Below are 22,231 nucleotides of genomic sequence, written 5' to 3' on the forward strand. Positions count from 1 at the left end.
GCGGAAAGTCCTTACACGAGGCCGATGGCGGTGACCGCCATGTCGATGGCCTTGATGCCGACGAATGGCGCGACGATGCCGCCGAGGCCGTAAATGGTGAGATTGCGCGACAGCAGCGCGCCGGCGCCGACCGCCCTGTAGCTCACGCCTTTCAGCGACAGCGGGATGAGGGCCACGATGACGAGCGCGTTGAAGATGATCGCCGACAGGATGGCGCTTTGCGGTGTCGCCAGGCCCATGACGTTGAGCGCCCCGAGCTGGGGATAGAAGGCCAGAAACATCGCCGGGATGATGGCGAAATACTTGGCGATATCGTTCGCGATGGAGAAGGTCGTCAGCGCGCCGCGCGTCATCAGCAGTTGCTTGCCGATCTCCACGATCTCGATGAGCTTCGTCGGGTCGCTGTCGAGATCAACCATGTTGCCGGCCTCGCGCGCCGCGACGGTGCCGGTGTTCATCGCGACGCCGACATCGGCCTGCGCCAGTGCCGGCGCGTCGTTGGTGCCGTCGCCGCACATGGCAACGAGCTTGCCCTTCGCCTGCTCCTCGCGGATGAGGGCGAGCTTGTTCTCCGGCGTCGCCTGCGCCAGAAAATCGTCGACGCCGGCCTCCGCCGCGATTGCCGCCGCCGTCATCGGGTTGTCGCCAGTGATCATCACCGTGCGGATGCCCATGCGGCGCAGCTCGGCGAAACGCTCGCGGATGCCGCCCTTGACGATGTCCTTGAGGTAGACGACGCCGAGCAGCCGCCCGTCCTTCACCACCGCGAGCGGCGTGCCGCCATGCCTGGCGATATCGTCGGCGACGGCCCTGATCTCGCGGATCGTCTCGCTGCCGATGTGGGCGCTTCCGGCCGCGACCGCGCCTTGCTCGACATGCTTCAGCACAGCCTCCACCGCGCCCTTGCGGATGGTTGAGCCCTCAAGATCGACGCCGCTCATGCGGCTCTGCGCGGTGAAGGGCACGAAGGTCGCGTGCAGGCCCGCCATGTCGCGGGCGCGGATGTTATACTTCTCCTTGGCGAGCACGACGATGGAGCGGCCTTCCGGTGTCTCGTCGGCCAGCGAGGCGAGTTGGGCGGCATCCGCCAGTTCCCGCTCGGTCACGCCGCGCACGGGGCGGAACTCGGCGGCCTGCCGGTTGCCGAGCGTGATGGTGCCGGTCTTGTCGAGCAGCAGCGTGTCGACGTCGCCCGCCGCCTCCACCGCCCGGCCGGACATGGCGAGCACGTTGAAACGTACCAGCCGGTCCATGCCCGCGATGCCGATGGCTGACAGCAGTGCGCCGATTGTGGTCGGAATGAGCGTCACGAACAGCGCCACCAGCACGATGACCGGAATGGCGCCGCCGGCATAGGCGGCGAAGCTCGGGATCGTCACGGTGGCGAGCACGAAGATCAGCGTCATGCCGGCCAGCAGGATGTTGAGCGCGATCTCGTTCGGCGTCTTCTGCCGTTCCGCGCCCTCGACAAGGCCTATCATCCTGTCGATGAAGGTGGAACCGGCCGCCGCCGTGACGCGCACCCTGATCCGGTCCGACAGCACCTGCGTGCCGCCGGTCACCGCCGAACGGTCGCCGCCCGACTCGCGGATGACCGGCGCGGATTCGCCCGTGATCGCGGCCTCGTTGACCGAGGCCACGCCCTCGATAACCTCGCCGTCCGAGGGGATGATATCGCCCGCCTCGACGAGGACGATGTCGCCCACCTTGAGGCTGTTGCCGGGCACGACCTTGTAGTCGTCGCCGGCGGCGCTCGCCAGCAGCCTGGCCTGCGTTTCCGTGCGCGTGCGGCGCAACGATTCCGCCTGCGCCTTGCCGCGACCCTCGGCGACGGCTTCCGCGAAGTTCGCGAACAGCACGGTGAACCACAGCCACAGCACGATCTGGAACGAGAAGCCGATATTGCCCCCGCCCGTCAGGATGTCCTTGACGAGCAGGATTGTGGTCAGCGCCGAGACGGCGGCGACGACGAACATCACCGGGTTGCGGGCGAGGCTCCTCGGATCGAGCTTCCGGAAGGTGCCGCCGACAGCCGGGACGAGGATGCGAGTGTCGAGAATGCTCGCGGATTTTGAGTGGCTCATGTGAGACTCCAGCATCTCTTTTCCTGTTGCGACATGGCGACGATCAGAAGGTCTGGCCGGCCAGCAGCGCGAAATGCTCGACGATCGGCCCGAGCGCCAGTGCCGGGAAGAAGGTCAGGCCACCGACGATCAGGGTGACGCCGATCACGAGGCCGATGAACAGCGGCCCCGTCGTCGGCAACGTGCCGGCGGAGGCGGGAACGGTCTTCTTGGCCGCGAGCGAACCGGCGATGGCGAGCACGGGCACGATCAGCAGGAAGCGGCCCATCAGCATCGCAAGGCCGATGGTGATGTTATAGAAGGGCGTGTTCGCGGAAAGGCCCGCAAAGGCGCTGCCGTTGTTGTTCGCGCCGGACGTATAGGCGTAGAGCACCTCGCTGAACCCGTGCGGGCCGGCGTCCTGGATGCTGGAAAGCCCCACAGGAACCACGACGGCGATCGCGGTGAATACGAGGATGGCGAGAGAGGGGCCGAGCATCGCCAGAATGCTCATCTTCACTTCCTTGGCCTCGATCTTCTTGCCGAGATATTCCGGCGTGCGGCCCACCATCAGCCCGGCGATGAAGACCGCCAGAATGGCGAAGATCAGGACGCCATAAACGCCCGCGCCGATGCCGCCGAGCGGCGGGATCTGCATGTTGAACAACGGGACGAGACCGCCGAGCGGCATGAGGCTGTCGTGCATCCCGTTGACGGCGCCCGTGGAAGCCGATGTCGTCACGACGGCGAACAGCGACGACAGCGCCAGGCCGAACCGCGTTTCCTTGCCCTCCAGATTGCCGCCCTCGACCCCCAGCGCATGCGCCAGCGGGTTGCCGGCCGCCTCGGCCCAGTAAACGATGACGACGCCGGCAACGACGATCGCACCGATGACGCCGAGCAGCGCCCAGCCCTGTTTCTGGTTGCCGACCTGCCGGCCGAACACGTTCAGCATGGCAAAGGAAATGGCGAAGATGGAAACGAGGTGCAGCAGATTCGTCAGTGCCGTCGGGTTCTCGAACGGATGTGCAGAGTTGGCGTTGAAGAAGCCGCCGCCGTTGGTGCCGAGATGCTTGATGATCATCTGCGAGGCAACGGGCCCCTGCGCGATCGTCTGCTGCCCGCCTTCGAGCGTCGCCGCCACGGTATAGGGATTGAGGTTTTGCGGAACGCCCTGCCAGACCAGCACGAGACTGACCACGACGCAGATCGGCAGCAGGATGTAGAGCGTGGCGCGCGTCAGATCGACCCAGAAATTGCCGACGCTCTTGGCGGATGCCCGCGCAAAGCCGCGGATGATCGCCATAGCCCCGGCAACGCCGACCGCAGCCGAAACGAAGTTCTGCACGGTAACGCCGGCCATCTGCGTCAGATAGCTCATCGTGCTTTCGCCAGCGTAGCCCTGCCAGTTGGTATTGGTCATGAAGCTGACGGCTGTGTTGAACGACGAGTCCGCGCTGACCGCGCCCAAGCCCGCAGGATTGAAGGGCAGGAAACCCTGAGCGCGCTGCAACAGGTAGAGCAGCAGAAAACCGGCCAGATTGAAGAACAGCATGGCGGCCATGTAAGTCGTCCAGTGCTGCTCTTCCTTCTCGTCCGTGCCGGCGAGGCGATAGAGCCCCCGCTCCACCGAACCGAAAACGATCGACAACGGGGTGCGATCGCCGTTCATGACGCGATTGATGTAGCCACCCAACGGCTTGACCAGCGCAATGACGATCCCGAAGAAGATCAGGATCTGTATCCATCCGTTCATAGTCATGATTTGCCTTTCCCGGCTCCGGATCCGGATCAGAACCGCTCGGGACGCGCCAGCGCATAGAGCAGGTAGCCGGTGACGAACACCGTTACCGCCGCGCCAAGAATGTATTCACCGACCATTTCAACCCCCGATCAGAGTTTTTCGCACGTTCTGATGTAGCCGAACATAAATGCGAAGAATGTGAGTCCTATTGCGAGCACCACGACATCCATCGTTCATCGCTCCTGCACCGTTGTTGATCCATCGTGCGCGGGGAAACAGGTTTATCCTCCGTGCGCGATGACGGACATTGCCCCTCGCAATATCTTGCATTGCGGGGGATCCGGATTTCGGCGGGAATATGGCGCGGAACCGCATATAGGTTCGAGAGGGGAAAATCGGGAAAGACATAAAAATCTTATATAAACCCGGCAGCCTCCATGCCGAGTTCGCCAACATATATTTATTATTATGTATATTTTAAATATAAAAATATCTATAATAAGTAAATTATAATATAAATTTATTTTTATTTGACGAAAATTCGTACCGGGAGCCATGCCGATTGGCGGAAAAGCATTCTCGCGGCGGAAGGGTTCCGCTCCCGATCTGGCTGGGCATCGCCGGCCCGCGCCGGCGTAAGCGCCGCAAGGGCACTCATCGGCCGAACGCAGAACGCACGGCGAGGTTGAGCGCCTGGGGCAGCACCGACATATGGCTCTCGCCCGGCAGAAGCCGGAACGAGGCGTTGAAGCCGGGCACGGCCGCAAGCAGGGCCGCCATTTCACGCGCGTTGTCGACGATGCGGCTTTCCGCGAATCTTTTCAGGCGCTTGTCCGCATCGGGCGCCCCCTGTTGAAACGGCGCAAGCTGCTGCTCGTATTCGCCGGCCATCAGGAGCAGGCGGCCTGCGCGACCGGCGTTCGCGTCTGCGACGAAGCGCCGTGCCTCCCCGACGATGCCACCCCCTTCCCACCAGATGGCGGGACTTGCCGAAATCCACACGGAGAACGCCTCGGGCTTGCGGAACAAGGCGTGGAGAACGAACAAACCGCCGAAGGAATGACCGAAGATCGCCTGCCTTGCCGGGTCGATGGTCACGCGCCGGCCGATCTCGGGTTTCAGGTCGTCCTCGACGAACGCCAGAAATGCGTCGGCCCCGCCGGTGCGCACAGGCGGACCGGCGGGCGTATGCGGCGGATAGGTGCGCCCCGGCGGCGGCCCCATATCCCACGAGCGCCGTACGCTGTCGTAGGCGCCCTCCGTCGGATAGCCTATGCCGACGACGACGCCATCGCCGATACCTGTCCCGAGCGGATAGGCCGCCTGAACGCGCAGGATATCCGCCGCGGTGCCGATCACCGCGTTCGCGTCCAGCACATAGAGCACAGGCCAGCCCTGTGCCGGCGCGGGGCTGGCCGGCACGCGCAGGAATATCCGGTAGGGCGCGCCGCCAGCGCGCGGCGGCAGGTCGAAGTAGACCGTATCGGGCACCGGCACTGCCTGCGCCGCCGGCGAGGCTTCCGCAACCGTTATCGCGAGGAGAAAGGATGCCGCCACCGCGAGCAGAAATTTCACTGTTGCCGGCAGGAGCGATTCAGCGCGCTCCCCCATGTTGGCTGCCATTCCCATCCATCCCTCCGAATGCCGTCGTGCGAAAAAGCGCCCTGCCGCGCGGAGCGGCAACACGGAAAACCTCACCACTTGTACTTGAGCGTGCCGAGCACTGTGCGGCCCTGGCCGAGATAGCAGGTGCCGGCATTGCAAATCTCGGCCCGCTTATCGGTCAGGTTCGTGGCATTGACAGCAACGCTGAAGCCGGTGAGCCGATCGTCGAGCCCTCCGAGATCGTAGCGGAGGGAAGCGTCAAGCAACGTGTAGGCGTCGTTGCGCATGGTATTGGTATTGTTGCCCCAGGTTTCGCCTATATAGCGCACACCTATGCCGCCGCCGAGCCCGGCCAGGGCACCCGACTGCACGGTATAGCTCAGCCAGAGCGAAGCGGCATGGCGCGGCGTCACCGCCGGCACCTTGCCAATCTCGGCCGCCGTGTTGGAGCGGGTGATCTCGGCATCGACGAAGGTATAGGAGGCGATGGCCTCAAGTGAGTCCGTTATCTTTCCCCTGCCCTCGACCTCGATGCCCTGCGTCCGTATCCTGCCGATCGATTCATAATAGTATTGCCCGGTTGCCCCGTTGAATCCGGCATATTTGGCCGCGTTCTTTTCAATGAGCTGATACGCCGACAACGTCAGGGACAGACGGCCATCCGCCGGCTGGTACTTGACGCCGGCTTCGAGCTGCTCGCCTTCGGACGGTTCCAGCACCCTGCCGTCGCGGTCGAGACTGCTCGTCGGCTGGAACGAGGTGCTGTAGCTGACATAGGGGGCAATACCGTTGTCGAAGAGGTAGAGCAGGCCCGCGTTGTAGCTGAAGGCGTCGTCGTTGCGCTTGCTGTTGACGCCGCCCGTCAGCAGGTTCGTCTGTGTCCTGTCCGTCCAGTCCTGCCTCCCGCCCAGCGACAGACGCCAGTTGCCGAGCCTGATCTGGTCCTGCGCATAGAGACCGACCTGATCGAAGTCCGTGTTCGTGCGGCTGGTGATTGCCGGCGTCGCACCGCTGAGCCCGTAGTAAGGATTGAGCACGTCCAGCGCAAATGCCGGATTGGCCGCACTCGTGCCGGTGCCGAACCGCGAGTTCATGTGGGCGTAGTCGAGGCCGAGGAGCAACGTGTGCTGCAGCGATCCGGTGGCGAAATCGGCCTGTGCCTGATTGTCGACCTGGAAGGTCCGCAAGCGCTCGACGACGGCCGCGGTCCCGCGCCGGTAGACCGACGAGGAGGCGTTCGCGAAGCCGCCCCCCGTGACGCCTCCGGTAAGATAGCGGCTGTCGAGATCCACGACGCCGAACCGCAAGTTCTGGCGCAGCGTCCAGACGTCATTGATGCGGTGCGAGAGGTTGTAACCGATCTGGAACTGTTTCTGTTTCTGGTAATCGTAGTTCGTGTCGCTCGCGCGCAAACTGGATGTACGGCTGTTCCGGTTGATCATCGCGACGTTGGAGTCCGTCTCGTCCTGCTGGGCGAGGCTGTAGACGGTCAGCGAGCTGCCGTCCGTCGGCCGCCAGGTGAAGGAAGGCGCGAGCAGGAGCCGCCTGTCCTCGATATCGTAGTTGGTCTCGCCCGCGCGCGCCAGCGCCACGATGCGATAGAGAAACTTCCTGTCCGGATCGACAGGCCCGCCGATATCGAAAGCGCCCTGCAGGCGGCCATAGCTGCCGGCCTGTGCCTCGATCTCGTGATGGGCTTCCTCGGTGGGCAGCTTGGACTGTCGATCGATCAGCCCGCCCGGCGTGCCCTGACCGTAGAGCACGGAGACCGGCCCCTTGACGATGTCGATGCGATCGAGGCTGTAAGGCTCGGTCCGGAAAGTCGCATAGCCGCCGCTAATCTGGCGCAACCCGTCGCGATAGTCGCCCAGCGTTGTGGTCGCGAAGCCGCGGATGTAGATCTGGTCGAAGCGCGGATCATAGCCGAAGGCGCCGGTGGTCACGCCCGACGTATAGCGCACCGCTTCCGGCACGCTCTGCACGCCGCGGTTGTCGAGTTCCTGGCGCGTGACGACCGATATCGAGCGCGGCGTTTCGATCAGCGGTGTGTCGGTCTTGGTGCCGGCGCTGCTGCGCGTGGCGACATAACCGCGCGTGCCGTCGCCCCGGACGCCCGCCACCTCTATGGTGTCGAGCAAGGTGGAACCGTCGTCGGCCAGGGCGGCGCCATTTTCCGACGATGCCGACGGGTCGAATATCTGGACCGTGCCGGCATTGCTGAACCGGTATGTCAGGCCGGTACCGGCGAGCAGCATGGCGAGTGCCTGATCGGCGGTCAGCGATCCGCGCACAGGCCGGCCCATGGCCGCAATCGGCCGGTTTTCCCTGAATACCACGGAAAGACCTGCTACGCGGCCGATGTCGTTGACCGCCTGGGTAACGGGCTTGGCGGGGATGTTGAAATCGAACTGCCTCTGCGCTGCCCGCTGCTGCGCATGGACGGCCGTAACCGAAACGCCGGCGCTCGCGGCCAGCAACAGCGCCGCCAGCAGGAAGCTCTTCCGCCCCGCCCCGTTCCTTCTCATCGATAGCAGCCCTTCTCGCTCGTGAAACATGCCGGGCGCGGGCAGCACATGAAGTGCGGTATTCCGTGCCTTTGTCTCCTTCACGTGCGAGAAGCCGCTTCACTGAACCGCGCGGCGCGATTTTTTTCGTTACGGTCCGATCACGGTGAGCCGGCCGGCTACCGTGTTCATGCGGAAACCGACGCTTGCCTGCAGTGAATTCAGCGCCGCATCCGTATCGGCGAGGGAAAGGCTCCCCGTCACAAGCTCCCCGGCGAGTTCCGTCGTGGCGATCACAATCCGCCCGCGGCGATAACGTTCGATCTCGCGCACCACCTCGGCGAGGCGCGCGCGATAGAAGACGAGGCGGCCGTTGCGCCAGGCGAGCGCCTCCTCCAGATCGACGCGCGTGACCGGCCCAACCCCGGCCGGGCCGAAGCGAACCTGTTGGCCCGCCTCAAGAACGGCCTCGTCGGCAGCCCGACCGCTCCTGACCGCGACGCGCCCGCGCTCCAGCGTCACGAGACCGCCGTCGTCGAGCAGGTGCACGTCGAAGCGCGTGCCCAGCACCCGCACCTCCCCGCCGGACGCCGCGACCACAAACGGAACCGGCGACGACACCACGTCGAAGAATGCCGCGCCGCGCATCAGCCGGACCCGGCGTTCCCCGTCGCGGTACTCTTCCGCGAGCGCGCTGTCCGCGTCTAGCAGCGCCGTCGATCCGTCCGGAAGGTCGACCAGCCGCCGCTCGCCGCGCCCGGTCTTGAAGTCCGCCAGCATATTCTGGAAAAGGCCGGGCCGTTCGAGCCATATTCCGCCCGCAAGCAGCAGGACGAGCGCGAGGCAAAGGGCCGTGAGACGGCGTAACGTCCCGCGTTGCCCTTTCAGCCGATCCATGGCGTCGAGATAGACGGCGAGTTCGTCGGCCTCACGCGCGGCGAGCCGCTCCCCCGGTTTCCCGGTTGCGCGCCAGACGGCCTCAACCTTGCGGAACGCCTCGTCGTGGGCCGCATCGGCTTTCCGCCAGCGCTCGAACCGCTCGCGCTGGGCGTCCGTCGGCGAATCGAGCAGGCGCACGAGCCATTGCCGCGCTTCCTTGCGAACATCCGTCTCGGTCGGCTCTGTGGGGTCCTGACTGCTCATGGGCCTGATAAACGGATTCCGTTTCAATACACGCGCAGGCGCATCATCCGCCGGATCGCAGGCAGGCTCCTACCCGGTATCGCCGGCCGGGATGCTTTCGCACGCCGCCACGGCACGCGCCATATGCTTCGCCACGGCCCGCTCGGAGATGCCGAACACGGACGCTATCTCGGCGAAGCTCCTACCATGGATCCTGTTCAGGAGAAAGATATGCCGCGTACGCTTCGGAAGCGCCGCGAGCGCCTCATCGACGTTACGGATGTCCTGCCGCGCCGCGACAATGTCGAAGGGCGATGCCGACGGCGCGGCATACTGCTCAGGCGCGAGCGCACCGAAGAAGGCGTGCCGGGTCTTTTCCGCGCGGATGTGATCGATGGCGGCATTGCGCGCGCAGCGCGTCAGGAACGCGGATGAATTGCCCGTGCAATCGACGGCCTTCTCCCAGATGCGGAGAAAGATGTCCTGCACGAGATCGCACGCGGTCGCCGTGCAGCCGATCTTCCGGCAAATCTGACGTTCGAGCCTCGCGCGCTCGTCAGCGTACAGGCGTTTGATTTCGTCGCTTCTGGCTGTCATCAACATGCTGCAGGGAAATGCCGCCCGCGTTGAACGGCAGGCGCGCAATGGCACCGGCGCAGACTAGTGAATACGAAAACATCTTTCAATCGCAATTATTTAGACTGATTCCAGAGACGGAATGAAAACACCCGCGGGGAAGTCGGAAAAGGGCTATCCCATCTTCCACATTATGGATATCGTTCCGCCATGCAATATCGTCTCCATGCCGAGTCGGTGACGCTGCGGTACGGCGAGCGGACGATTTCGGCGAATCTCGACGTCGCGATTCCGGACGGCTCCTTCACGGTGATCGTCGGCCCGAATGCTTGCGGCAAGTCTACCCTGCTGCGGGCGTTGTCGCGGCTGCTGGCGCCTGCGGCGGGAAAGGTGGTGCTGGAAGGCAGGAACGTCGCCGACTTCCCCGCCCGCGCTTTCGCCCGCCGGGTCGGCCTTCTGCCGCAGAGTTCCGTCGCCCCGGACGGCATCACCGTGGCCGACCTCGTGGCGCGTGGCCGCTATCCGCATCAGTCGTTCCTGCGGCAATGGTCGACAGCCGACGACAGGGCCGTTGTCGCGGCGATGGAGGCGACCCGGGTTTCCGGGCTGTCGGACCGGCTCGTGGACGAGCTGTCCGGCGGCCAGCGCCAGCGGGTCTGGATCGCGATGGTGCTGGCCCAGGAAACGCCGATCCTGCTGCTCGACGAGCCGACCACGTTCCTCGACATCGCCCACCAGATAGAGCTTCTCGACCTGTTGTCCGACCTCAACGGCGAGGGCCGCACGGTGGTCGCGGTCCTCCACGATCTCAACCAGGCGTGCCGCTACGCCACCCGTCTCATCGCCATGCGGGACGGCGCGATCGTGGCCGAGGGCGCCCCCTCGGACATCGTCACCGAACAGCTTGTCGAGCGTGTCTTCGATCTGCCGTGCGTCGTCGTTCCCGATCCCGTCTCCCTGACACCGCTGGTCGTGCCAAGAGGAAGAGCGACGGCACGCATTCGCCAGACCGGAACAGAAAGGCGGCCGGCATGACGGTGGCCGGACAGCTTCACATTGGACTATGTCTTTCCGAAACGTGGCTGCTCGGCAGGGGCCCTGACGCCGCCGAGGGGCAAGCGCAAGTACGTGACCCCGCCGGCTTCTACGCCGGACTGGCGCGAGCTGCGGAAAAGGCCAAGCTGGACTTCGTCTTCAAACCGGATACGCTCGTGATACGCTCCGGCATCGCGGCGGCGACGCCGGCCATCGTGGGCCTCGACGTGACCGTCATGCTCGCGTCGATCGCGCGGGAGACCGACAGGATCGGCCTGGTCACGACCGCCTCGACCACCTTTAACCCGCCCTACGTCGTGGCCCGCCAGATTCAGTCCCTGCACTGGATCAGCAACGGGCGAGCGGGATGGAACATCGTCACGTCCATCGAGGGCGCGGAAAATTTCGGCGATACGCCGATGCCGCCGACAGATGTCCGCTATCGCAAGGCACGGGAATTCACCGACGTTGTCCGGCGGCTCTGGCAAAGCTACCCCCTCGCCGCGCCGGCCGGCGCGGCGAACATCGCGCCTGTCGGCCACAGGGGGGAGTTCTTCAGCGTGGCAGGTCCGCTCAATGTGCCGGCCCATCCGGCCGGGCCGCCGCCGCTGTTCCAGGCAGGCGCTTCCGACATCGGGCGGGAATTCGCGGCGTCGGTGGCGGATGCCACGTTCGCGTCAACGCCCGACATGGGGGCCGCGATCGAACTGCGCGCCGATCTCCGCAGCCGCGCGGCGCGGCACGGACGGTCGCCGGACGCCGTCCGCGTGCTGCCGGGCCTGTACTTCTTCCTCGCCGCAACCCGGGAGGAGGCATGGGAGATGCACAGGCGGGCGCATGCGCATCTGACACGCCGGCATCGCTGCGATGCTGTGAAATCCATCCTTGGGCTCGACATCGGCCACCTGCCGGCCGACGGTCGGGTGACGCCCGATATGCTCCCGGCGAGCGGCCTGCCCGTTCGCAGCCGCACCCATGCCGATCTGCTGCGCCGCTTCATCGCGCTCAACAATCCGACGGTGGAGGAATTGTTGTCGCGGCCCGAGGTCGTCGGCTCGGCCCATTGGGTTTCTGTCGGCACCGTGGATGACGTGCTGGGCGACATCATCGAGTGGCATGCGGCCGGCGCGATTGACGGCTTCATCGCCCTCCCGGGCGGCTCGCTGGAATCGCTCGCGCTGTTCCTCGACGAACTGGTGCCAGCCCTTGCGGAGCGGGGATTGTTCCGCAAGGACTACGAGGGCTCCACGCTGCGCGGACATCTGGGCATGGGCTGACGGGAAAAGCCGCCCCGGCCCCGATAAGGCAGGGAACGGCAACTCTCAGCCGCCACCTCCCGCATCCAGCGTCGCCTGCTTCCCCGCCTCGAAAAGGGCCGCGCGGTGGCCTTCCGCCTCGGCCGTCCTCACGAAGGAGACAGTCGTGACGACGCAGGCGATTTCGTTCTGTACATTGAAGACGGGAGCCGCCTTGCCAGTCAGGGCCGAGAACAGGTGTTCGTTCAATTCCGCGCCGCCGGCTCGGCGGACGGCTTCCAGCGCGTCGGGCTTCGGCGTCTGCCCCCTGAAGGACGCAGGCTGCATTTTGCGTGCGGCCGAGATGGCTTTGGGAGGCAGATGGGCCTGAAAAACCAGCCCGCAGGCGGTGTTGTCGAGGGGCAGCACATCGCCGAGGCTGACCGTGCTGATCGAAAAATCCGTGCTGCGGTACCAGCGCACAACCGTGGGGCCGCGTTCGGTCCACACCGCAACGCCGCAACTGGCCGCGATGCGGGAAGCGAGGGATTGCATCAGCCTGGCGGCCACCTCCACCGGCTCGATGCGCCGCATCGCGCGGATTCCGATGCTGAGCGAGGCCGGGCCGAGGTCGTATCGCCCCGTCGCCTCGTCCTGCGCCACCAGCCGCTCCCGAACGAGGCTCTGCATATAGCGGTGCGCCGTGGAAGGGCCGGTCTGAGCCTGCCGGGCAAGCTCGTTGAGGGCCATAGCCCCCTCCGCCTTCGCCAGTATTTCAAGGAAACGCGCCGCAATCGACACGGACTGGATGGTCCCGGAACGCTTGTCCCGGTCGCGTTCCTTGCTGCCGGGTTGATTCGGCTTCACGGCTGGGACTCCTTATCGGCGGGCGGAAAACAGAAGGGGTCTGGAAACACAGTCATGGCATTCAACGACAGGGCTGGAATAGCGTGGACGACGGCGGCGCGACCCGGACGGGTTGCTGTTTATCACCGGAAACGCACGGTTTCATCGCAGATTGATGCGCAAGGCAAATCTGTTTGCCGCGATCCGTAGCCGGATCCTTCTTCCGTCTGCCGCAATCCGGCAGCGACTCTTGTAAAGGATCAATCCGTTGCCTCCGCATGCATCATGGATATTGCAGGAGCGCATCCCCGCCCCGGCTGTACGCCGAGTAAAGAACATGCACGCGGATAATCGCCGATTCGATCTCCATTTTCAAAATTAGAGTAATTACAGTATTTGCACAACCTTTTGCGCTCTCTCTTTTGCCGATCTACCCGCTCTGCCAAGTCCCGGTGTTGCACAAAGGTCATATAGAGGCCGCCAAACGGGCTTTTTCTTCCAATTGCAGGTTCACGCAATTGTTTTCCGGAATGCGTTCTGGCATGTGGAATGGAATGAGGCGCAGCCACGTGCGACGGTCGGCGACGGGGCGTATCGCGCCGCCGCACACTTTCGGGTTTCCGTTTCGAGATCACCAGAAGCCAGCAGTTGGAGCCGGCGGTTGCCCATCGACCGATCAGATGGTGAGGGACGAATATGGGATTGAATTCTTTCGCGCGATATCTGCTCGGCAGCGCGAGCATCGCGGCGCTGGCGCTCCTCGCAGCGCCGGCCCTTGCACAGGAGAACGACGCGGGCGCCGTTCTCGAACTGCCGGAAATCACCGTCAGCGGCGAAAAAATCGAGCGCAGCCTGCAAAGGACCGCCAGTTCGGTCACTGTGCTGACGGCGAAGGACATCGCGCGCAAGGTGGGGGCGACTTCGGTCACGGAAGCGATCCAGGGCGTGCCGAACGTGGTCTTTCCGGATTCGGTCAGCGCGCCGGTTATCCGCGGCCAGGATACGCAAGGGCCCAACTCCGGCGCGGGCGCCTTCTTCGCCGGCACGGTGCCGCGCGCGCCCGTCAACGTCGATGGGCACTACCTGAACTTCAACGAGTTCTATTTCGGCACGACATCGGTCTGGGACGTCAGAAGCATCGAGGTATTCCGCGGCCCGCAGACGACGTCGCAGGGCGCGAACGCGACTGCTGGCGCGATCATCGTCAACACCAACGATCCGACCTTTACGCCAGAGGCAGCCTATCAGACAGAGTTCGGCAGCTACGACACGAAGCGGGCCTCGTTCATGCTCTCGGGTCCCCTCGTCAAGGATGAACTGGCGGCGCGCATCGCGCTCGACTATTCCGGCCGCGATACGTTCATCGACTACATCAATCCGGGCTTCGTACCCGGCGATACCAATCTTGACTTCCAGAACGTCAATGCCCGCCTCAAGCTGCTCTGGCAGCCCACCGCGATCCCGGGCCTCGAAGCGAAATTCACCTATTCGTACAATTCAAGCAACCGGCCGACTCAGGAGGCGGCCACCCGGCCGTTCAGTGACCTCAACAGCAACGCGGCGACGATGCCGACGTGGAAGCAGGACACCAACATCGGGATCCTCGACGTCAGCTACGACTTCTCCAACGGATTCAAGTTCTTCAATCAGACGCAATATAGCAACTCGACCGTGCACCGCGTAGCCAATGTTCGCGGCAATGGCGATGCGGATATCGACCAGTGGAATGCCTCCAACGAGGCGCGGATCACCTACGGCAGCACCGATGATGTTCTGAGCGGTATGGCGGGATTCTACTACGCGCACACGCAATCCGACGAGAATCTGTATGTCGGCGGCACCTCGACCTTCGATGACACCAAGCGGAATCTCGGCATCTTCGGCGAGCTGACCTACAAGCTGACCGACAAATGGCGGCTCACCGGCGGGCTGAGGTATCAGCAGGATCAGGTCGAGCGTCTGGGAACGACGGTCTATAGCCGCATACCCCTTGATTTCGACAAGACGTTTTCGGCGCTTCTGCCCAAGGTCTCGCTGTCCTACGATGTGACGCCGGACTGGACCGTCGGCGCGCTCGTCAGCCGCGGCTATAATCCCGGCGGCGTCGCGCTGAACCTCAGCTCGGGGCGCTGGCTGACCTTCAAGGACGAGTCGCTCTGGAACTACGAGCTGTTTACGCGCACGAGCATCCTCGATGGCAGGCTGAACCTGAACGGCAACCTGTTCTACACGGATTTCAAGAATGCGCAGTACAATATCCCCGTCGTCATTTCGCCGGGCGTCTTTGAATCGTACACCATCAACGCCGAGAAGGCTCATTCCTACGGCCTTGAGGTCGGGTTCGACTACCGGGTTCTCGACAGCCTGACGCTCAGGGCGGGCGCTGGCCTGCTCAGCACCGAAATCGAGGAAGTGTCGAGCAATCCTGACTACGCGGGCAACGAGTTCCCGAAGGCGCCCGGCTACATGTTTAGCCTCGGCGCGAGCTGGGATGTCACTGACAAGTTCAACGTGTCCGCCGATCTCCGCCACACGGGCGGCTCTTACTCCAACGTCGCCAACTCGGCCGAATACAAGGTCAAGTCCTATACGATCGCCAATGCCCAGGCGAGTTATCAGGTCCATGAGCACTTGCAGGTCTACGGCTATGTCCGAAACGTTTTCGACGAGCGGGCACCGACATACCTTCAGCAGAACCGCAGCGTGACGGGCGGCATCGAAGCGAGCATGACCATGCCGCGCACCTTCGGTGTCGGCGTCAAGGGTGCATTCTGAGATGCGTGACAACCGGACAGATGCGCTCCGCCGCGCCCTTCTGGCCGTGACAGCGGCCCTGGCGCTCCACCTGCCCGCGCCCGCCGCTCCTGCGCAGGAAACCGGCTGGCCGCGGACGATCAAGCACGCAGCGGGCGAAATCACGCTTGCGGCAAAGCCCGCGCGGATCGTCTCGACCTCGCCAAGTCTCACCGGCATTCTGCTCGCCATCGATGTTCCGATCGTTGCGACCGCAGCCACCACGCCCAGCGGCCTGACGGACGGGAAAGGCTACTTTTCCCAATGGGCCGAGGTGGCTGACGCGCGCGGCGTCGCGGTTCTATACTCCAACCTGAATTTCGATATCGAATCCGTGATAGGCTGGAACCCCGATCTGCTGATCGTCTCGGCCGGAGGCGCCGACACCGCCCTTCAACACTATCCGGAGCTTCGGGCGCAGGGTATCCCGACTATCGTCGTCAATTATTTCAACCGACCCTGGCAGGAGATCGCAACCGAAATCGGCCGGGCCACGGGGCATGAGGCAGAGGCAGCGGCGGCCATCAGGCGTTTCGACGACTATGCCGCCGGGGTCGCCCCATCCATAACCCCGCCGGCTGGTCCGGTCACCATCGTCGGATACAATCTCGCCGGCACTTACTCGGTCAGCCGCACCACCAGTCCCCATGCGCAAATTCTCAAGGCGCTCGGCTTCGAGGTGGCGGGCCTGCCAGAGCACATCCGGGCGGATCCGGCATACAGAGGCTCTGACTTCGGGTTCGTCTCCCGCGAGACCCTGTCGTCCGCCATCGCCGGCGAAACCGTCTTCCTGCTGAACGGCACGGAGAAGGACGTCGAGACGTTTCTCGCCGATCCGGTCCTCGCCAATCTGCCCGCCGTCAGGAACCGGCGCGTCTACCCGCTGGGGCCGACCTCCTTCCGCGTCGACTATTACTCCGGGCGCCAGCTCATCGACACCGTCGCCGGCTATTTCCGCAAGTCATGACGGTCCGTGCGGGAGGAATCGCCGAGGCCCCACTGTCGCACCGGCGCCGGAAGCGCCTGCGGGTACTTGCCGGGGGGCTCCTGCTGCTCGGCCTCGCCGCCTTTTGCAGCCTGATCGTCGGCTCGCGGCCCATTCCGCTGGGCGCGACGTTCGATGCGCTCGTCGCCTACGACATCCATGACGACCGGCATCTGGTGATACGGGAACTGCGCGTCCCCCGCACCATCGTCGCCCTGCTTGCCGGCGCGGCTCTGGGTGCCGCGGGGGCGATCATGCAGGCGGCGACGCGCAATCCGCTTGCGGAACCGGGCCTGCTCGGCATCAATGCCGGGGCAGCGGTCGCCGTGGTCATCGGGATCGCGGCCTTCGATCTGACGTCGATGACGCAATACGTCTGGTTCGGCATAGCTGGCGCGGGTTTCGCCGGCATCGCCGTCTTCGTTCTCGGCCGGGCGCACGAGACGGGCACCAACCCGGTGCGCCTCGTGCTCGCCGGCGCCGGTCTGTCGATCATGCTGACGGCGATCACGGGGATTGTCATCATCAACGCGCCGCTGGCGGTTTTCGACGATTTCCGGAAATGGTCGGCGGGGTCGATAGAAGGAAGAGGGTTCGATGTCGTCGGCGTGCTCGCCGTCGCGGTCCCGGCAGGGCTGGCGACGGCCTTCGCCATCTCGGGGCGCCTCAACGCCGTGGCGCTGGGCATGGACCTTGGCCGGGCGCTCGGGGTGAACGTCCGCACCACATGGTTTCTCGCATGCGTGTCGATCATGCTGCTGACAGGCGCAGCGACCGCGGGCGCGGGGCCGATCGGGTTTGTCGGTCTGGTCGCGCCGCACCTCGCGCGGATGACGACAGGTCCGGATTTCCGGTGGATACTGCCCTGTTCAGCGCTCTTCGCAGCCGTGCTGCTGCTCGGCGCCGACATCCTCGGCCGGGTCATCGCCGCACCCTCGGAGGTCGCGGCCGGGATCATCGCCGCCCTGATCGGCGGCCCTTTCCTGATCGCCGTGGTGCGTAGATCCCGCCTGACGAAACTATGAAATCCGCCCTCCCCTCCGTTCTTCGGCTCGGGTCGCTCTCTGTCTTGTGGAGACCGCGCGCGGCCCTCGTCTGCGGCCTGCTCGCGCTTGCCGGTGCAGCGCTGGGCATCCTGCTTATGGGAACGGGAACACTGCCCCTCACGCCCGGAGAAGTTCTCTCCAGCCTCCTCGGCACGGGGGAAAACCCGACGGCGGACCGCATCGTGCTGCGAATCCGGCTGCCGCGCGTGGCGACGGCGATGCTCGTCGGCGCGGCGCTGGGCATGGCCGGCTCCATCTTCCAGTCCATTTCCCGCAACGCGCTCGGCTCTCCGGACATCATCGGCTTCACGACCGGGGCCGCGACGGGCGCCATCGTGCAGATCATCCTCTTCAATGCCGGCCCGTTCGAAACCGCGCTGGCAGCGGCGCTTTCGGGCATGGGCACGGCGGGAGTCGTCTTCCTGCTCTCGATGCAGGGGCGCTCCACGGGCGGCTACCGTCTCGTGCTGGTCGGCATCGGCGTGGGCGCGATCATGTCCGGCGTCAATACCGTCCTCCTCGTCATGGGCGACCTCGACCGGGCCTCCGCCGCGCAGATCTGGCTCTCCGGTTCCCTCAACACGCGCACGTGGTTCCACGTCGTGCCTGCCGCCGTGGGCCTTGCGGTCGTTATGCCGGTCGCCATTCTGCACGCTCGACGCATCGACCTGCTGGAAATGGGCGACGACGCAGCGAGCCAGCTCGGTGTCAATGTGGAGCGAACGCGGCTCGTCATGGTCATGACCGCCGTCGGCCTGACAGCGCTTGCCACGGCCGCCACCGGCCCGATCGCGTTCATCGCACTCGCCGGCCCGCAGCTCGCCCGCCGTCTGACGCGCTCGCCCGGCGTGCCGCTGGTGTCCGGCGCGTGCATGGGCGCTATCCTTCTCCTCGCCGCCGATCTACTGAGCCAGCGATTTCCCTTCAACGTCAGCCTGCCGATCGGGCTGACGACCGGCCTTCTGGGTGGCTTCTACCTCCTGCTGCTGCTCACCCGCAGCCCGAAGGTCTGATAGCGTATCTCGACGATGATAACTCGTCGAGATACGGCCAGGCCGTTGCGACGCTTGACTAAAACCCGCACGCGAGCGGTCGACGATCGGGCGCTTTGGTATGATTGCCGCGCTGTCATTACCTACCCGCCGGCCGATCTCCGTCGCGCCGGTACGAACGGACGATTCGCGGGCGAAGTACCGCCTGATTTCGATCCGGACATCCCGGCATTCAGAGGAACGCGGCAGAGTGAAGCTTTTCGACAACATAGACCGGTGAATATCAAAAAGTTTCTATTGAAACCAGCCTGCACTGAAGGATACTAAGGGATATTCTCAGGAAATTTAATTAACTTATTGATGAGCAATAAATAATATGCCGTTTTCCCATAAGTTGAATGTACATTCATCCCCGATATTGGCCCCAATCGGGCAGAAGGCGGTCCTCCAGCGCCGCCTTGTCCAATCGCTAAAAAATTAGAAATAAATATTGTTTTTCAATATGTTAATTTATTATTCCTTCTCACTGTTTGTTATCGTGAATATCTTACCTGTCTGCGCATAGCGTTTACTCTATGTTCTGCGCTATGGTTTATAATCAATTCCGTTATGCTAATAAGACTGCACCTCGCGGCAATCTCAGCGGTGCTCAATATGCATAATAGGACGGACGGGCCGATCTCGGCCTCTTGCTCTGTGGATCGCGTATCTGGCCTGCAGACCGGTCGTGTGGGTCGATGACGCACGAGCACACGAATGTCCATCGTGGTTCGTCCGAGCCTGCGCCGCAGAGCAGAGCCGTCGCGGGCAAGCAGTCCTCCTATCCCGACCGCGGGCCGCGGTCGGCTATCTACCGCATTACCCTGCGGGACATTTTCGTCACCATCGCCTACTACCGGCGCGTCGCCATTCTGGCCGCGCTCATCCCGATCCTGATCGGCATTTCGGCGGCCATCGAAACCCATACCGTCTATACGGCTGAAGGCTTGCTGATGGTGCTCGTCACCCGTGAGCAGGTCGGCAGCGAAAACCTGACGGAGACGGTGCCGACGCTGCTGTCCATCGAGGGATTGAAGGCGGTGGAAAGCGAGGTCAGCATCATCGGCAGTTCCGATGTCATCCGCGCCACCATCGACGAGATTGGCGCCGAAACGCTGTTTCCCGGCGCGACGGGGCGGTGGCGCGCCGTTCTCTCCCTGCTTCGGCCGCCCTACACGGAAGACCAGCTCATCCAGCGATTCCGCGACCAGCTCGATGTCAGGGCGCAGTCGGGATCCAATATCATTCAGGTGCATTTCAGCCACACGGACCGCGCCCTCGCCGCCCGGGTAACGGATACGCTGATCGGGAAATATCTCGATCATCGCCGGGCGCTGTTCGAGAGCCCGCGCTCGGGTTTGCTGGCCGAGCAGGTCAGACTGCTCGCGGCACAGCTTGAGGCGAAGGAAACCGAGATTCACCAGCTCAAGGCGACGGCGAACATCATCGACATCTCGCAGGATCGCGTGCTGGCCGCCAATCAGGTCGATAGCGTGCTCCAGCGGACGCGACAGATCCGCGAGCGGCGCGAGGCCGTCATCGGACAACTCGCCAGAGCCCAGGAGCAACTGACGGGCCTTGACAACAAGGTTTTCGATTCCCGCCAGGTCAGCAACTCGGCCCCCAACGACGATCCCAATCTGCTGACAAGACTGCTGGCCGAACGCCAACAGCTGCTCGGCAAATATGCGGCCAGTCACCCCGCCGTCCAGGCGATCGACAGGCAGATTGCCGCGGTCCGCGACAGCGTCCGCCAGTCCGAGCGGCAGCCCATATGGACGAACAGCGAGGTGCGTAACCCCGCCATCGCCTTCGTCGGCAACATGATCATCACCCTGAAGATCGAAAGCGACGCCCTCGACCGGCAGCTGACCGAACTGGCCTCGCAGCATGCCGCGGCGGAGAAGCGCGTGAGCGAATTGCTGGACGCGGACAGGCAGCTCACCCGACAGACGCGGGAACAGGAAATTCTCAACACGACGTACAGGGACTATGTACAGCGTGCGGAAGCGGCGAAGATCAACGAGGAGACGGTCGCGCAGCGCAGGTCCAACGTGCGGCTCGTGCAATCGCCGCAGGACGCCGTGACCAGCCGCAACATGGCCCTGCCGTTCCTGATCGCCGGCCTGTTCGGCGGCGTGCTGTTCGGCGCTGCCGCCGTCGGCTGCGCGACCGTGCTGCGGTCCACCTTCATCAGCCCCGGCGAGGCGGAGCGGGAGACGCTTCTGCCCGCTCTCGCGGTTTTTCCGGATGGCGCCCTCAGCCCTGGCGCGGCGGAGCGGGAGGTAACCGTGTCCGCGCTGGTGGCCCGGCTGTTCGGCGCGCCGGTCGACGACCGTTCGCTCGCCGTGCTGATGGTGACGGATGTCGATGCGGCCGACGACAAGCGCCATCTGATCGAGGCGATGGCCTGCGAGTTATGTGTGAAGCAGCAACGGAAGGTGCTGCTGGTCGAGACAACGGCTGCGAACTCCGTCCTGACGGGCGAGACGCGGTCCCTCGCCGTCGCGCCAGCCCTCGCGGAACTCGGCGTGCCTGTGTCGCAGGGGCCCGTGGCAGGCCTCCATATCGCGCGGATGACCGGCGCATCGCTGCTGGACAACCCGCATTCGCTCGCCGGTTCCCCGCAGCAGCTCTTCGACACGTTGCGCTCGCAATACGACGCGGTGCTGTTATCGATGGCCGCTTCCGACAACGTTCCGCTAACGCAATATCTGGCGTCGGCGGTCGACGCCTCGCTGCTGGTCGTGCGGGCCGAGCGTTCGCGCGGACCTGTGGTCCTCTGGCTGCGCGATCTCATTCTGGATGCCGGCGGCGGCATCGTCGGCTTTGTCTTCACGGGCAGAAAGTTCTACTTGCCGGAGAGGCTCTACAAATGGTCGTGACGACACGTTCCGCCGGCGTGCTGCTTCTCTGCGCGCTCCTCGCCGGCTGTGCCTCCCGCAGCAGGAACGAGGCTCCGCTCAGCACCGGCCACAACATAGACTTCACGGAAGCGAGGCCCGAAGGTTTCGCCGACTGGAACGACTCGCCCCCCGTCTACAGGGTCGGCGCGGGCGACAAGCTCAAGATCAAGTTTCTGGTGACCCAGGAACTCGACGAAAGCGTCACCGTCACGCCGGATGGCTTCATCGGCGTCCGCGTCGCCGGCGGTCAGCTCAAGGCAGAGGGCCGGACGGTGCCGGAGATCGAGCGCAACGTGCGGGCCGCGGCACGCGGCGTCGTGGCGAGCCAGCCGGTCACCGTCGAGCTTGAACAGGCGGTGTCGTCCCGCGTCTATGTCGGCGGCGCGGTGGCGCGGCCCGGCGCCTATCCGCTCACGAACACGCAGATCGGCAGCCTTGAGGCGATACTTCTAGCAGGCGGCTATTCCGATGAGGCGCGCCCCGGACAGGTGGCGGTCATCCGGCGCAGTCCCGACGGCAAGCCCATGCTGAGGACCATCGACATCCGCGAGATCATCCAGACTGGCGGAGCGGCGGACGTTCCCCTGCGGTCGGGAGACGTGCTCTATGTGCCCAAGAGTTCGATTGCCGAACTCAACCAGTGGATGAAGCAATTTGTCGAAGGGGTGGTGCCGTTCAACCGCAACTTCACCTATACATTGGGAGCATACCGCACGACCAGCGGCGGGATCATTCCCTGA

General features: G+C 64.3%; 16 protein-coding genes. 8 read left to right on the forward strand and 8 right to left on the reverse strand.

Translation table 11 applies throughout. From position 1 onward, the window contains the following. Positions 1 to 11: 11 nt before the first annotated feature. The 7 genes from kdpB to ACFFJ7_RS16420 all read right to left on the reverse strand — a co-directional run bounded on the left by kdpB (position 12) and on the right by ACFFJ7_RS16420 (position 9,635). Positions 12 to 2,084: a potassium-transporting ATPase subunit KdpB gene (gene kdpB, locus ACFFJ7_RS16390; protein ID WP_377593751.1), complete on the reverse strand. Its 2,073-nt coding sequence runs from the start codon at positions 2,082 to 2,084 to the stop codon at positions 12 to 14. 43 nt (positions 2,085 to 2,127) lie between these two features. Continuing rightward, the gene (gene kdpA, locus ACFFJ7_RS16395; RefSeq protein WP_377593753.1) at positions 2,128 to 3,825 is read right to left on the reverse strand and encodes a potassium-transporting ATPase subunit KdpA; all 1,698 of its coding nucleotides are present in this window, start codon (positions 3,823 to 3,825) and stop codon (positions 2,128 to 2,130) included. A gap of 29 nt (positions 3,826 to 3,854) precedes the next feature. Continuing rightward, a complete protein-coding gene (gene kdpF, locus ACFFJ7_RS16400; RefSeq protein WP_166955568.1) occupies positions 3,855 to 3,944 on the reverse strand; it encodes a K(+)-transporting ATPase subunit F in 90 nt (29 codons plus the stop codon). A gap of 517 nt (positions 3,945 to 4,461) precedes the next feature. After that, complete coding sequence (locus tag ACFFJ7_RS16405; RefSeq protein ID WP_377593756.1) at positions 4,462 to 5,430, reverse strand: alpha/beta hydrolase; 969 nt, start codon at positions 5,428 to 5,430, stop codon at positions 4,462 to 4,464. A gap of 71 nt (positions 5,431 to 5,501) precedes the next feature. Then, on the reverse strand, positions 5,502 to 7,937 hold the full coding sequence (locus ACFFJ7_RS16410; RefSeq protein WP_377593758.1) for a TonB-dependent siderophore receptor: 2,436 nt from the start codon (positions 7,935 to 7,937) through the stop codon (positions 5,502 to 5,504). Between the two features lie 129 nt (positions 7,938 to 8,066). After that, a complete protein-coding gene (locus ACFFJ7_RS16415; RefSeq protein ID WP_377593759.1) occupies positions 8,067 to 9,059 on the reverse strand; it encodes a FecR family protein in 993 nt (330 codons plus the stop codon). A gap of 69 nt (positions 9,060 to 9,128) precedes the next feature. Continuing rightward, complete coding sequence (locus ACFFJ7_RS16420) at positions 9,129 to 9,635, reverse strand: RNA polymerase sigma factor (RefSeq protein ID WP_166955574.1); 507 nt, start codon at positions 9,633 to 9,635, stop codon at positions 9,129 to 9,131. 189 nt (positions 9,636 to 9,824) lie between these two features. Here ACFFJ7_RS16420 and ACFFJ7_RS16425 point away from each other — a divergent pair, with 189 nt between their 5' ends. Both ACFFJ7_RS16425 and ACFFJ7_RS16430 read left to right on the forward strand, forming a co-directional pair. Beyond that, positions 9,825 to 10,649 carry an ABC transporter ATP-binding protein gene (locus ACFFJ7_RS16425; RefSeq protein WP_377593762.1) on the forward strand — a complete coding sequence of 275 codons (825 nt, stop codon included), beginning with the start codon at positions 9,825 to 9,827 and terminating at the stop codon, positions 10,647 to 10,649. After that, complete coding sequence (locus ACFFJ7_RS16430) at positions 10,646 to 11,926, forward strand: NtaA/DmoA family FMN-dependent monooxygenase (RefSeq protein WP_166955590.1); 1,281 nt, start codon at positions 10,646 to 10,648, stop codon at positions 11,924 to 11,926. The genes ACFFJ7_RS16425 and ACFFJ7_RS16430 overlap by 4 nt, the downstream gene beginning before the upstream one ends. Before the next feature lie 45 nt (positions 11,927 to 11,971). Here ACFFJ7_RS16430 and ACFFJ7_RS16435 read toward each other — a convergent pair whose 3' ends face one another. After that, positions 11,972 to 12,751 carry an IclR family transcriptional regulator gene (locus ACFFJ7_RS16435; RefSeq protein WP_377593765.1) on the reverse strand — a complete coding sequence of 260 codons (780 nt, stop codon included), beginning with the start codon at positions 12,749 to 12,751 and terminating at the stop codon, positions 11,972 to 11,974. A gap of 675 nt (positions 12,752 to 13,426) precedes the next feature. Between ACFFJ7_RS16435 and ACFFJ7_RS16440 the strand changes: the two genes are divergently transcribed. The 6 genes from ACFFJ7_RS16440 (at position 13,427) to ACFFJ7_RS16465 (ending at position 22,231) form a co-directional block, all read left to right on the forward strand. Beyond that, positions 13,427 to 15,505 carry a TonB-dependent receptor gene (locus tag ACFFJ7_RS16440; protein ID WP_377593767.1) on the forward strand — a complete coding sequence of 693 codons (2,079 nt, stop codon included), beginning with the start codon at positions 13,427 to 13,429 and terminating at the stop codon, positions 15,503 to 15,505. Position 15,506: 1 nt separating this feature from the next. Beyond that, positions 15,507 to 16,490, forward strand: coding sequence for a Fe2+-enterobactin ABC transporter substrate-binding protein (gene fepB / locus ACFFJ7_RS16445; protein ID WP_377593770.1), 984 nt, complete (start codon positions 15,507 to 15,509; stop codon positions 16,488 to 16,490). After that, positions 16,487 to 17,533: a FecCD family ABC transporter permease gene (locus tag ACFFJ7_RS16450; protein WP_166955599.1), complete on the forward strand. Its 1,047-nt coding sequence runs from the start codon at positions 16,487 to 16,489 to the stop codon at positions 17,531 to 17,533. Before fepB ends, ACFFJ7_RS16450 begins: the two co-directional genes overlap by 4 nt. Then, positions 17,530 to 18,567, forward strand: a complete 1,038-nt coding sequence (locus ACFFJ7_RS16455) for a FecCD family ABC transporter permease (RefSeq protein ID WP_377593772.1) — start codon at positions 17,530 to 17,532, stop codon at positions 18,565 to 18,567. The genes ACFFJ7_RS16450 and ACFFJ7_RS16455 overlap by 4 nt, the downstream gene beginning before the upstream one ends. Before the next feature lie 716 nt (positions 18,568 to 19,283). After that, entirely contained in the window at positions 19,284 to 21,470 is a 2,187-nt protein-coding gene (locus tag ACFFJ7_RS16460; RefSeq protein ID WP_377593774.1) for a GumC family protein, read from the forward strand. Beyond that, a complete protein-coding gene (locus ACFFJ7_RS16465) occupies positions 21,461 to 22,231 on the forward strand; it encodes a polysaccharide biosynthesis/export family protein (RefSeq protein WP_377593776.1) in 771 nt (256 codons plus the stop codon). Before ACFFJ7_RS16460 ends, ACFFJ7_RS16465 begins: the two co-directional genes overlap by 10 nt.

The sequence above is a fragment of the Pseudochelatococcus lubricantis genome, assembly GCF_042432495.1.
GTDB lineage: Bacteria > Pseudomonadota > Alphaproteobacteria > Rhizobiales > Beijerinckiaceae > Pseudochelatococcus > Pseudochelatococcus lubricantis.